The sequence below is a fragment of the Rhizobium sp. HT1-10 genome (genome assembly GCF_049472505.1).
Classification (GTDB): Bacteria; Pseudomonadota; Alphaproteobacteria; order Rhizobiales; family Rhizobiaceae; genus Rhizobium.
The window spans coordinates 173,355-185,654 of record NZ_JBCEBQ010000006.1 but is presented as its reverse complement, the minus strand read 5'-3'; the positions used below and the strand labels follow the sequence as shown (position 1 = coordinate 185,654).

Sequence of the window (12,300 nt, the reverse complement as noted above, 5' to 3'; positions counted from 1 at the left end):
GATTTGCGGGTCTCAGGCTTTGTCGGATTTGTCGCGCCGGCCCTGCGCCCAGTCGCGCCCGGCGTCGCCGCCCCACAACAGCCAGGCAATATAGCCCGCCGAAGGGTTGCTTTCATCGCCAAAATTCTTCGCGCGCTTGTCGACATTGTGGCGGGCGAAATAACGCACCATGCGTTTGATCGTATCGTCGGACAGCGCCCGCTGGTTGCTAAGGTCGCGTGCCCGGGCGACGCCGATCGCTGTTCCGCCGCGGTGGAACGCCTCCCGTAGCTTCAGGCCCTTCTCGGCCGCCGCCGCGACGGCTTTCGGCGGAACATGTCCCTTGCCGGACGCGGTAGTCATGAAACGTGCTTCAGTTCGGAGTGGCTCTTCAGGACGCGGCCACCATCGTCCTGCTCGATGAGATAGGCAGGCTCTTCTGTGCTTGCCTTGCGCTTGATAACCGAGCCCTCGATGGTGCGCTCGACATCCTCGGTGAAGCTCTCCTTCACCTTGCCGCTACCGGTCCCCTTCCCCCACTTCCATTCGACCTTCGTTCCGACCCGAAATTTCTGCATTCCACACTCCTTTCGAAGAGATGGAAATGCCGAAACGCGAGCCGTTGTTCCCTCGAATGGGCGCTCATTCCTCTTCCTGGAAGAGCCGGAATTGAGCCGCTTCCAGATCCTTCGGCGGCTGCAGATCCAGATGACGCCAGGCGATCGGGGTCAGCACGCGGCCGCGCGGCGTCCGCTGGATAAAGCCCTGCTGGATCATGTAGGGCTCGATGATATCCTCGATGGCATCGCGCGGCTCCGACAGGCCGGCGGCGATGGTCTCGATGCCCACGGGCCCACCACCGAAATTGACGGCGATCATGTTGAGGTAGCGCTTGTCGAGCTGGTCGAGGCCGAGATTATCGACGAGCAGCCGCGTCAGTGCCTCGTCGGCGATCTGGCGGGTGACCGATTCGGCGCGTGCCACCTCGGCGAAGTCGCGCACCCGGCGCAGCAGCCGGCCGGCAATGCGCGGCGTGCCGCGCGCGCGCCGGGCGATTTCCCGCGCGCCGTCGTCGGCGATCGGCAGCCCCATCAGCCTTGCGCCGCGCCGCACGATTAACTCGAGTTCTTCCACGGTGTAGAAATTGAGCCGGACGGGAATGCCGAAGCGGTCGCGCAACGGCGTCGTCAGCAGCCCGAGGCGGGTGGTGGCCGCCACCAGCGTGAACTTGGCGAGATCGATCTTCACCGAGCGCGCAGCCGGTCCCTCGCCGATGATCAGGTCGAGCTGGAAATCCTCCATCGCCGGATAGAGAATTTCCTCCACTGCCGGGCTCAAACGATGGATCTCGTCGATGAACAACACGTCGCGATCTTCGAGGTTTGTCAGCAGCGCCGCGAGATCCCCGGCCTTGGCAATGACGGGACCCGAGGTGGAACGGAAATTGACGCCAAGTTCCTTGGCCATGATCTGCGCCAGCGTCGTCTTGCCGAGGCCCGGCGGACCGACGAACAGAACGTGATCGAGTGCCTCGCCCCGGTTCTTGGCCGCCTCGATGAACACCTTGAGATTGGCGCGGGCATCCGCCTGGCCGGTGAATTCGTCGAGCGACTGCGGCCGCAGCGTCGTATCCAGGTCTTCGCCACGCTTCTCCGGCGTGATCAGGCGGGCGGGGTCGGTCATGCGAGCAGTTCCATTCCTGGGGCGCGGGATGCGGCCTTCCTGTCGAACGTCTTGGTCGACCGGCAACCGGCCTCCTCCGAGCGAAACGTGATCAGCGCATCTGCGAAATCGATGTTCTCAGCAGAGACGACGCGCAAGGCCCTGATGATCAGATGGTGCGATTCGAACTCCAGGCCACGCACTTGCAGCAGCTTATCGACGGTCCGGACAACATCCTGACGGGAAAATCCCAGTCCGGAACGCAGCGCCCAATCGAGTTCGACAACCGTCAATAAAGAGACAAAGCCCGTGTAGTCCCTGCCCAGCCCCTCGGCAAATTCAAGCGCCAAACGGCGCTGGTGTGGATCGTCATTCGTCAGAAGGCGGATGACGACGTTGGTATCCAGACCGAACACTGTCATGCCGCGACATCCGAGCTTTCGTCATCGCTTGTCTCGAAGACGCTGGCACCGGCAGCGGCGACTGCGGCAGCATCGATATCGGCAATCGCCGAGGGTCCTTTCGGCGGGTCGCCGAGATAGCCGGCGAGGTCCTTGAGGTCGATCGTCTTCGCAGTCATAATCACCTGACCATCGATCACGCTGTAAACCAGCTGGTCACCAGGTCGCAAATTGAGTGCCTCACGCATTCCCTTCGGGATGGTCACCTGCCCCTTGCCAGACAGCCTTGCTTCCCAGATGGTCATCGGAAATCTCTCGCCTCTCCAGAGATGAGGAAAATAGCATGGGGTTCCGACGAAATCAAAAATGTCGGAATCCTCACTTCGACAGTTCCCGCAACCCCAACCGGATCAGCTTGGCACTGTCTGCCCCCTCCCCAGCCGTCTTCATCGCAGCGGCAACGGCATTGGCGGCCTGGTCGCGGGAATAGCCGAGATTGGTGAGCGCCGACACCGCATCCGAGACCGGTGCCGCGGCGACGCCCTCGCCGATCTCCTGCTTGAACCCGATATTCAGAGCCTCGCCGGCGAAGGACGGGGCTTTGTTCTTCAACTCCAACACCATCCGCATCGCCACTTTCGGGCCGACGCCCGGTGCCCGCGAAATGACCGTCTTGTCCTGCAGCGCGATGGCATTGGCAAGTTCCGCAGTGCTCAGCGTCGAAAGCACGGCCAGTGCGACCTTGGCACCCACGCCCTGGACGCTCTGCAGCAGGATGAACCACTCCCGCTCCATGACGGTAAGGAAGCCGAACAGCTTGAGCTGGTCCTCGCGCACATAGGTCTCGATGAACAGCACGCAGGCTTCGCCCACACCGCCGAGCTTGGCGAGCGTGCGGCTCGAACAGTAGGCGACGTAACAGACGCCATGAACATCGACCAGCGCATAGTCTTCGCCGATTTCCTCGATAGTGCCTTTGAGTTTGCCGATCATCGAATATCCGTAGGGTTGATCTCAGTCAGATGGCAGATGTCAGCCGGCGGCGAGCAGTGCCTGGCGCATACGGTTGCCGCCCCGATTATGGGCGTGGCAGATGGCAATCGCCAGCGCGTCGGCGGCGTCGTTGCCCTTGAACTCTGCCTTCGGCATCAGGATCTTCAGCATCATGTGGATTTGCTGCTTCTCACCGTGGCCGACGCCGATGACGGCCTTCTTGACCGCATTCGGCGCGTATTCGGCGACGGGAAGTCCGGCGCGAGCCGGCACCAGCATGGCGATGCCGCGCGCCTGGCCGAGCTTCAACGTCGCAACGGCATCCTTGTTGACGAATGTCTGCTCGACCGCTGCTTCATGCGGCTGATGGCCGTGGACCACATCCGACAGGCCGTCGTGCAGCTGGCACAGCCGAGAGGCCAGATCCATGTCACCATCGGACAGCACCGTGCCCGAGGCAACGAATCGAAGTGAGTTGCCAAGCACGTCGATGATGCCCCAGCCCATGCGGCGCAGGCCAGGGTCGATGCCGATGATACGAATCGTGTTCTGCATGGTGTCCAACCTAACGTTCATCGTGGCTCTGTGCCAGAAAAATGTGAACAAAGCAAAAACATCGTTGCAATCCTCGCGGGTCTTTACGGGCAGTTAAGCCATTTAGAGGAATCGTCGACAGAATAGCCGAAGCGACTGGTCCGCCCCCGGCAGAACGACATGTGCTTACTCTTCGACCCGTTTTTTCTCCGCATCGTTTCAACCTCAGGTGAAGCGAGAGTTCAGAGGTTCTGTCATGACTCGGTTCAAATCGTTGTCCTTCAAGGTGATCGCCACGTTCCTGCTGCTGACCCTTGCGTCCGTCGCGGTGCTGGACGGGCTCGCCTATATGGCCAGCAACCGCATGTCGGAGGAACAGGCTCTTCAGGCGAAGAAAAGCGTGCTGGTGTTCCGCGGCGACATGCTGAAGGACCAGTTGCAGCAGATCGGCACACAGGCCGATTCCATCGCCCGGATCGAGGCGATCCAGATGTCCATTACCAGCCTGCGCAGTGGCTGGAAGACGATCGAAAAGACATCGGGCGATGCCCGCGCCGAGCTGCAGAAAGCATTCGTCACGCAAAACCCTAATCCCGCCGATCAGAGGGAGAAGCTGCTGAAGCCGACGGGACCAAGCGGCTTCTACTATTCCAGCCATGAAACGGCGCAGACGGAAATCAGCCGCGATCTCCAGGGCTCGCCCTTCAGCGACCTGTTGATCGCCGACATGGATGGTGCCGTCATCTACTCCTACAAGAAGGGACCTGCCTTCGCCGAGAACTTGAAGTCTCCAGCCTGGAGCGCCTCGAGCCTGGGGCAGGTCTATGCCAAGGCCGTCGACAATGCGGCAAAAGCAACAAACGACGTGGCGCCGTCGGCTTTCTCCGGCCTCAACGTCGATCCGGCCACCAAAGAAGGCGCCACTTATTTCGCCGTCCCCTTCATCAAGCTCGGCGTACCGAAGGGCATCATCATATTTCAGGTGCGCGACGACATGCTTGCCGCCGTCCTGTCGAAGGGCAACCCGCAGGGAAGTTCGGCGCGGTCCGTGGTCGTCTCTGAAGATGGGTCTGTCCTCGGCGTCGACGAAGCCGGCCATCTCGTGACGATCGATGGCGCCGCCTATGGCTTTGCCGCAGCGGCGCTCACCCAGAATGATATCAGCGTTGCCGATCTGCAGCGCCCCGACGGCGCCGCGCGCGCCTATGCGCGGCCGATCGTCTTTGGCGACAAGCATTTTCTCGTCGTCGAAAGCGTGCTGAAAAGCGAGTTGAACGCCGGGTCTGTCAGCATTGCCATTCTGCTGACGCTCATCGGGCTCGGCGTCCTGGTGCTGGTGGCGCTGGCGACGGGGCTTGTGATGAAGCTGCTGTTTTCGCCGCTTGCCCGCCTGGCGGCCGTCACCCGCGATGTCGCCGACGGCAAGCTCGACAGCGAAATCAGCAGCCAGACCCGCAGCGACGAGATCGGCATCATGGCCAAGGCGCTGGCGCGTTTCCGCCAGTCCTTGCTCGACCAGCGGCTACTCGAGGCAGCCAGCGCCGAGGCGCAGAAAAGCGCCGAAGCCGACCGCCGTGCGCGACTTGCCGAGCGCGATGCTGAAGCTCGCACGCTGCAGGAGGTCGTCGATAGCCTCGACGAAGGCCTTCGTCACCTCGCTACCGGCGATCTGGCCTACCGGATCGACACAGCCTTCCCCGCCGACCTCGAGGGGTTGCGGATCAATTTCAACAGGGCCTTGGCCACACTCAGCGAAACCATGAGCGCAATCGGCGGCAACTCGATGGCTGTCCATTCGGGTTCGGCGGAAATGCGCACGGGTGCAACCGAGCTGGCCGGACGCACCGAACGCCAGGCCGCTTCGATCACCGAGACTGCCAGCGCCATTTCGGCCATGATGGACGCGGTGCGCGCCCAGATCTCGCGCGCCGAGCAGGCCGAGCGTATCGCCAGCAATGCCCAGACGGAAACCCAGGGTTCCGGCCGCATCATGCGCGAGACGATCGCCGCGATGGAAGCCATCCAGGGCTCGTCGCGTCACATCAACCAGATCATCAGCGTCATCGACGGCATTGCCTTCCAGACCAACCTTCTGGCGCTCAACGCGGGCGTCGAGGCGGCACGCGCCGGCGAAGCCGGCAAGGGCTTTGCGGTCGTCGCCCATGAAGTGCGCGAACTGGCGCAGCGTTCGTCGAGCGCCGCCAAGGAGATTGCCGGACTGCTGTCGAAGTCGACGCAAGAGGTCGAGAGCGGCGTCGCATTGGTGGAGCGCGCCGGCGTGGCACTCGATGGCATCAGCGCCCATGTCGAGAGCATCAACGGCCAAATCCGCGAGATGAAGCGCTCGACCCATGACGAGGCTGAAACGCTGCGTCAGATCAACCTCGCGGTCGCCGAACTCGATTCCATGACCCAGCAAAATGCGGCGATGGTCGAGGAGACGACGGCCGCCATTCACCGTTTGGCTTCGGAGGCCGGCGAGATGGACGAGCGTCTCGGCAAGTTCAAGCTGGTCGAGCCCACGCACCAGCACACTGCGGAAATCCACATCTTGCATCGCCGCCGCTAGGGCGACATGGCTGTCGGAGAGTTTGCGGGAGAGCTAAGCCTCTCCCGTGGCCGAAGACTGTAGCTCGCGTCACCGCGGCGTAGTCATGTGCCGGCCGGCCCTCCCCGTTATCTCCAGCTCGCATACGTTCGGCATTCCGACGTGCAGATGATCTCGTCTTGGCGCTCACTGATGCAGCCCAGGCGCTCCTCAGGCCTTGACATTTTACCACGTCAACTAGATCATTAGCATACTATCTAAATCATGATCCAGTGACCTTTCCACTCTTTGAATGGGCAAGTGGCACGCTTCCATCGACCGGAAAACAATCCCCACCCGACGAGTTCCAGAAACAATGACATTGCCTTCGCGCGCTGAGTGGTTGTTCTCGATCAAGGCGTTCATTGCTGCCATGCTGGCACTTTACATCGCGCTTGCCTTCGACCTGCCGCGCCCCTACTGGGCGATGGCTGCCGTCTATGTGGTCGCTAATCCCCTGGCCGGCGCGACCGCATCCAAGGCGATCTACCGGGCGCTGGGCACGATCATCGGCGGCACCGCCGCCATCGTCTTCCTGCCGCTGTTCGTCAATGCGCCCATTCTCTTCGCGCTGGTGGTTGCGCTCTGGACCGGCACGCTGCTCTACATCTCGCTGCTCGACCGCACACCCCGCAGCTATGTCTTCATGCTGGCCGGATACACTCTGCCGCTGATCGCCCTTCCCCTGGTCGACAGCCCCGCCAATGTCTTCGACACGGCAGTCGCCCGCTCGGAGGAGATCATCCTCGGCATCACCTGCGCCAGCCTCGTCAGCGCCATCGTCTTTCCCACCAGCGTCGGTGCCGTACTTTCGGCACGCATTGCCGACTGGACCCGCGATGCGCGTCAGTGGGGATTGGAGATCCTCTCCCGTAGCCTGGCGACTCCAGACGCGCCGCTGATGCGCCAGAAGCTGGCGAGCGACCTCTCCGCCCTCGACCTGATGCTGACCCAGATCGCCTATGATGCCGGCGCCCGCGACGTCACCAGCCAGGCGCGACGGCTGCGCGGCCGCCTTTTGATGCTGCTGCCGACGCTCTCATCGCTGGCGGACCGCCTGCACGCCCTGCGGCGCCTCGACCCCGCCATCCGCTCCGACGTGGAAATCCTTCTCGACGACATGTCGGCCTGGATCACGACGGAGCCCTATCATGGCACCATCCGCGACACGAGCCTTCTACGCCTTCGCATCGAGGCACTGAAGACCGTCGCCGTCTCGTCGCTCTGGGGCAGGATGATCCGCGTCAGCGCGCTGGCGCGACTGGAGGATCTGCTCGACCTGACCGAGGATTGCGATTCACTCCGCGTACAGATCGAAAGCGGCAAGGTCGACCGGAGCTGGAAGGGCCGCTTCCGCTTCGCGCTGCCAAAGCAGGTCATCCGCCATCTCGACTATCCCTGGCTAGCCTTTTCGGCCGGCGTCGTGGTGCTTGGCACCTTCGTTGCGATCTGCCTGTGGATTTTCAGCGGCTGGGGCAGCGGCGCGGGATTTGCCACGATGTTTGCGGTCGCCTGTTCGTTCTTCGCTGGCATCGACCGGCCTGCACCTTTCATCAAGCTGATGTTCATCTGGACCTTCACCAGCCTGATCGGCGCCGGCACCTACCTTTTCATCCTCTTGCCCATGGTCAACGACTACTGGAGCCTGGTTCTCGTCTTCGCCGGCCCCTTCCTGTTCATCGGCCTGATGATCCCAAGGCCGCAGTACAACATCATCGCCATGTTGCTGACCGTCAACATGGCATCCTACGTCGCCCTGTCGGACCGGTTTGCAGCGGACTTTGCCACCTTCACGAACGAAGGGCTCGGCGCGCTGCTCGGCGTCGGCTTCGCCATGACCTGGACGCTCATCATGCGACCTTTCGGTGAAGAACTGGCAGCGCTGCGCCTGGCAAGGCGCGGATGGGCGGATATTGCCAGCGCTGCCCGCGGCACCGGCTACGACCGCGACATACTGGTGGGGCGGATGCTAGACCGGCTGGGCCAGCTGGTCCCTAGACTGGCGAAGATGGACGGTCACGAACTCACCCGCCTCGACGGGCTGGCCGAAGTGCGCATTGGCTTCAACATACTTGATCTGAAACGGGAGCGTCTTGCTCTGGCGCCTGCGCACGGCGAGCGCCTCTTGGCCGTGCTCGCGGAGACGGCAGCCTTCTACGAGGCCCGCATGCGCGGCGGCATCGCGGTCGAGCCATCGGACGACCTGCGCGCGGCCATCGACACGGCGATCGTGGCTCTGGCGGTCGACGATATAGAGAAGGCGGAAGCCGCTCTCAACGCCCTGGTCGGTCTGCGCCGCGTCCTCTTCCCGAACGCCGACCCCCCGCCTGAAGTGACCTCCGACGAGCAGGGCCCGGCCCTGTTGCACGCTGCTGAATGACGGCACCCGGCGTAGTACATCACGAGCTCTCGCAAGCGCGGCCGAGATGCGGGCCACAATGCCCTGGAAACAAGAACACCCACCGTCCGCAGGGAAACGATGGGTGTTTTGTCAAATTGGCTCAAGCGAAACCTCAGGCCGAGAGCTTGGCCATGACCTCGTCGGAAACTTCGAAGTTCGAATAGACGGCCTGGACGTCGTCATCGTCTTCCAGGCTGTCGATCAGCTTCATCACCGACACGGCCTTTTCTTCGTCGACCGGCACGGTGTTCTGCGCCTTCCAGACGATCTTGACCGTTTCCGCTTCGCCGAGCGTTGCTTCCAGCGCCTTGGAAACCTCGTTGAGGGCTTCGAAACCGCAAATGATGGTGTGGCCGTCTTCGTCCGTCACCACATCATCGGCGCCGGCCTCGATGGCGGCTTCCATGACCTTGTCGGCATCGCCGGCGGAAAGCTTGTAGGTGATCTCGCCAACGTGGTCGAAGGAGAAGGACACAGAGCCGGTTTCGCCGAGCGCTCCACCAGCCTTGGTGAAGGTGGAACGAACGTTGGAAGCGGTGCGGTTGCGATTGTCGGTCAGGGCCTCGACGATCACGGCCGTGCCACCGGGACCGTATCCCTCGTAACGGATCTGCTCGTAATTCTCGCCGTCGCTTCCCGATGCCTTCTTGATGGCACGGTCGATATTGTCCTTCGGCATCGACTGCGCCTTGGCGTTCTGGATGGCGAGCCGCAGGGCCGCATTCATGGACGGGTCGGGCAGTCCGGCCTTGGCAGCGACGGTGATTTCGCGCGCCAGCTTGGAGAACATTTTCGAGCGCACGGAATCCTGACGACCCTTGCGGTGCATGATGTTTTTAAACTGTGAATGGCCAGCCATGGCACCCCTGCTCAGTCTTTTGTTGGGAATGGCGCCTTATAGGTGCGAAGCCGCAGGCATTCAAGCGAAAAGCCTTGCCCGCAACGTTGCCGCATCAAGGAACAAAGCCGGGCCACCTCACGTTCATAGACGCATTACAAAAACGAGAAGGATTGCTTATGGCCAGCTTCAGCGAAGCGAAGGAACATCCGGCACAGCAACTGTGGGATCAGGTCAATACGGTCCATGCCGGCATGCTCGGCATCGAGGGTGTCGACATGCATTTGCAGCCCATGGCGCCGCACGCCGATCCGACGACCAACACCATCTGGTTCTACACCAAGACCGATGCCGACATCGTCCGTAGCATCAAATCCGGAGCGCGCGCGCGGTTCTGCCTTGTTGGCAAGGACCACGATTACCATGCCAGCCTCGCCGGCAAGATCGAGGTGCGCGCCGACCAGTCGAAGATCGACGAATATTGGAGCTCAGTGACGGCGGCCTGGTATGTTGACGGCAAGAAGGATCCGAGCCTGACGATGCTCGCCATGCACGTCGACGACGCGGAACTCTGGATTTCGACCGGCAGCAAGGTGAAGTTCGGCTGGGAGATCGCCAAGGCCAATCTCGACGACGAGAAAATGCCCGACGTCGGCGTCAAGCGTCACCTGCAGTTCGCCTGATCGAATGCGCCGGGCGGCTTGGCTGCCCGGCTATGACTTTGAGTACAGCGACGTCATTTCAGGACGAGCCGCTTTAGCTCCAGAAGGACGGGATCGTTTCGGAGAGCCGCGGGCCGATGCGCAGCGGCGCGATCTTTTCCGCCAGACCTGTCGCGTCCGAAATCTCGACACCAACGCCACAAATCGTCGCCGGCCCGGAGGCGGCCTCGAAGCGGCCTTTCGGCATCTTCGAAATGAACCGGTTGAGCGGCTCCTCCTTCTCCATGCCCAGCGAAGAATCGTAATCGCCGCACATACCGGCGTCTGACATATAGGCAGTGCCGCCGTTGAGGATCTGCGCGTCGGCGGTCGGCACATGGGTATGCGTTCCCACGACGAAACTCGCGCGCCCGTCGACGAAATGTCCGAAGCACTGTTTCTCGCTGGTGGCTTCGGCATGGAAATCGAAGATGATCGCGTCGGCCTGCTCCTTCAGCGGACAGGCCGCGAGAATCGCCTCGGCCGACTTGAAGGGGTCGTCGAGCTCGGGATGCATGAACACCCGGCCCATGATGTTGGCAACCAGCACACGCGCGCCGTTGCGGGCGTAGTAGAGGCCGGAACCGCGACCGGGCGTGCCGGCGGGATAATTGGCGGGGCGCAGGAACTGGTCGTGGCGACCGGCAAAGGAAACGGCTTCCTTCTGGTCCCAGACGTGATTGCCCGTCGTCACCACGTCGGCACCGGCATTGATCGTCTCGAGGAAGATTTCCTCGGTGATACCGAAGCCGCCGGCGGCATTCTCGCCGTTGACGATGACGAAATCGAGTTTCAGGTCGGACACCAGACCCGGCAGGCGGTCCCAGACGCCGACGCGCCCGGTCTTGCCGACCATATCACCCAGAAATAGCAGTCTCATTCCACGTCGGCCTCCGGCGAAAAGATGCGCAGGCCGCTTTCAGTCAAAATCGCATCCAGGCGGACATCGTGCGGCTCGGCGGCTACTGATGGCACTTCTTGGCAATCGAAAGCAATGCCGATCAGGCGCCGTGCCAGGCCTTTCTGTCGTAAAAGCGCAATCGCCCTGTCATAATAGCCGCCGCCATAGCCGATCCGCTGACCGGCCGCATCGAATGCCGCCAATGGCACCAGCAGCGTCTCCGGTTCGAGCAGCGCCGCATCCTCGGACGGACCGAGCGTTCCGAAGCTGCCTGGGACGAGCACGGTGGCGTCATTAAGCTCGCGAAAGACGATTGTCTCCCTGTCGAGCACCACTGGCACGCAGATCCGCGCGCCGCGTCCCCGCAGGACGTCCATCAGCGGCCGGATGTCAGCCTCCGAGCGGATCGGCAAAAAGCCGGAGATGACGGCACCCGGTAGCGCTGCGATTGTCGCCGCGCCCAGTGCGGCCATCGCCTCGCACTTCTCTTTCCGCAGATCGGACGGCATGGCATCACGAACCGCCAACCGCTGCTTGCGAAGCTGCCCCTTCATCTCGGCCGATGCCATGTCATTCACCTCGCGGTGGCGCATTTTCAGGTGCGGACGATCGAAAGCCGCCCGTTCGAACCGATATGCGCGCGGACGTTGTCGTAGTTTGCAATCGTCGTATGCGGCGTCTCCACCGGATGGCTGTGGGTGGCGGTGATCACCATGATGTCCGATCCCGCCGCCTCGCCCGCCTTGATGCCGGCTGGAACGTCCTCGAAGACCAGGCAATCGGCGGTGTTGACGCCCAGCCGTTCGGCACCGAGAATATAGCATTGCGGGTTCGGCTTGCCGACCTTGACGTCCTCAGCGGTAACGATGAAGCGCGGCATCATGATGCCGGCTTCCGCCAGCCGGGCCTTGGCCAAGGCGATCGGCGAAGAGGTGACGATTGCCCAGCGGTCGAGCGGCAGAGAGGCCAGAAAATCGATGGCGCCCGAAATCGCCATGACGCCGGCCACATCCTCGATTTCCGCCTTCTCGATGGCGGCGGCCTCGGCGGCCGGATCAATCCCCGGCAGGTTCAAATTGCGGATCGTGTCGATGCCGCGGGCGCCATGCATCGTCGGCAGGAATTTCTCGACGTCGAGGCCTTGGCGTGCAGCCCAGGCGCCCCAGACGCGCTCCGCCGACACGGTCGAGTTCATGATCGTGCCGTCCATGTCGAACAGGAAGGCGGCATAGCTCTTATCGAAGACGGAAGACTGTGCAGACAAGGCATATCTCTTTCGGTTGGCGGAAGATGGCGAGCGCGG

Annotated in this window: 14 protein-coding genes; 3 read left to right on the top strand and 11 right to left on the bottom strand. The window is 62.4% G+C overall.

Annotated features, from left to right (window positions below; translation table 11 throughout):
* Positions 1-12: 12 nt before the first annotated feature.
* From VH564_RS16810 to ruvC, 7 genes are all read right to left on the bottom strand, one after another.
* Positions 13-342 carry a hypothetical protein gene (locus VH564_RS16810; RefSeq protein WP_423341001.1) on the bottom strand — a complete coding sequence of 110 codons (330 nt, stop codon included), beginning with the start codon at positions 340-342 and terminating at the stop codon, positions 13-15.
* A complete protein-coding gene (locus VH564_RS16805) occupies positions 339-557 on the bottom strand; it encodes a DUF2945 domain-containing protein (protein ID WP_423341000.1) in 219 nt (72 codons plus the stop codon). The genes VH564_RS16810 and VH564_RS16805 overlap by 4 nt, the downstream gene beginning before the upstream one ends.
* Before the next feature lie 64 nt (positions 558-621).
* Complete coding sequence (gene ruvB, locus VH564_RS16800; protein ID WP_423340999.1) at positions 622-1,662, bottom strand: Holliday junction branch migration DNA helicase RuvB; 1,041 nt, start codon at positions 1,660-1,662, stop codon at positions 622-624.
* Positions 1,659-2,063: a PIN domain-containing protein gene (locus VH564_RS16795; protein WP_423340998.1), complete on the bottom strand. Its 405-nt coding sequence runs from the start codon at positions 2,061-2,063 to the stop codon at positions 1,659-1,661. Before VH564_RS16795 ends, ruvB begins: the two co-directional genes overlap by 4 nt.
* Positions 2,060-2,347, bottom strand: a complete 288-nt coding sequence (locus VH564_RS16790; protein WP_423340997.1) for an AbrB/MazE/SpoVT family DNA-binding domain-containing protein — start codon at positions 2,345-2,347, stop codon at positions 2,060-2,062. The genes VH564_RS16795 and VH564_RS16790 overlap by 4 nt, the downstream gene beginning before the upstream one ends.
* Positions 2,348-2,420: 73 nt before the next feature.
* Positions 2,421-3,035, bottom strand: coding sequence for a Holliday junction branch migration protein RuvA (ruvA, locus tag VH564_RS16785; RefSeq protein ID WP_423340996.1), 615 nt, complete (start codon positions 3,033-3,035; stop codon positions 2,421-2,423).
* Positions 3,036-3,074: 39 nt separating this feature from the next.
* On the bottom strand, positions 3,075-3,590 hold the full coding sequence (ruvC, locus tag VH564_RS16780) for a crossover junction endodeoxyribonuclease RuvC (RefSeq protein ID WP_423340995.1): 516 nt from the start codon (positions 3,588-3,590) through the stop codon (positions 3,075-3,077).
* A 235-nt stretch (positions 3,591-3,825) separates the two neighbouring features.
* On the opposite strand from ruvC, the gene VH564_RS16775 reads away from it, so the two are divergent.
* Together VH564_RS16775 and VH564_RS16770 are read left to right on the top strand one after the other, a co-directional pair.
* On the top strand, positions 3,826-6,138 hold the full coding sequence (locus tag VH564_RS16775) for a methyl-accepting chemotaxis protein (protein WP_423340994.1): 2,313 nt from the start codon (positions 3,826-3,828) through the stop codon (positions 6,136-6,138).
* A gap of 334 nt (positions 6,139-6,472) precedes the next feature.
* On the top strand, positions 6,473-8,536 hold the full coding sequence (locus VH564_RS16770; protein ID WP_423340993.1) for an FUSC family protein: 2,064 nt from the start codon (positions 6,473-6,475) through the stop codon (positions 8,534-8,536).
* Positions 8,537-8,669: 133 nt separating this feature from the next.
* Here VH564_RS16770 and VH564_RS16765 read toward each other — a convergent pair whose 3' ends face one another.
* Entirely contained in the window at positions 8,670-9,416 is a 747-nt protein-coding gene (locus VH564_RS16765; protein ID WP_423340992.1) for a YebC/PmpR family DNA-binding transcriptional regulator, read from the bottom strand.
* Positions 9,417-9,574: 158 nt separating this feature from the next.
* Between VH564_RS16765 and VH564_RS16760 the strand changes: the two genes are divergently transcribed.
* Positions 9,575-10,078 (top strand): pyridoxamine 5'-phosphate oxidase family protein, encoded by a 504-nt coding sequence (locus VH564_RS16760; RefSeq protein WP_423340991.1) that lies wholly within the window; start codon positions 9,575-9,577, stop codon positions 10,076-10,078.
* Between the two features lie 73 nt (positions 10,079-10,151).
* Here VH564_RS16760 and VH564_RS16755 read toward each other — a convergent pair whose 3' ends face one another.
* From VH564_RS16755 to VH564_RS16745, 3 genes are read right to left on the bottom strand one after another with little or no spacing between them, the layout of a single operon-like run.
* Entirely contained in the window at positions 10,152-10,976 is an 825-nt protein-coding gene (locus VH564_RS16755) for a TIGR00282 family metallophosphoesterase (protein WP_423340990.1), read from the bottom strand.
* Positions 10,973-11,566, bottom strand: coding sequence for a 5-formyltetrahydrofolate cyclo-ligase (locus tag VH564_RS16750; RefSeq protein ID WP_423340989.1), 594 nt, complete (start codon positions 11,564-11,566; stop codon positions 10,973-10,975). Before VH564_RS16750 ends, VH564_RS16755 begins: the two co-directional genes overlap by 4 nt.
* 26 nt (positions 11,567-11,592) lie before the next feature.
* Entirely contained in the window at positions 11,593-12,261 is a 669-nt protein-coding gene (locus tag VH564_RS16745; RefSeq protein WP_423340988.1) for an HAD-IA family hydrolase, read from the bottom strand.
* Positions 12,262-12,300: the final 39 nt, after the last annotated feature.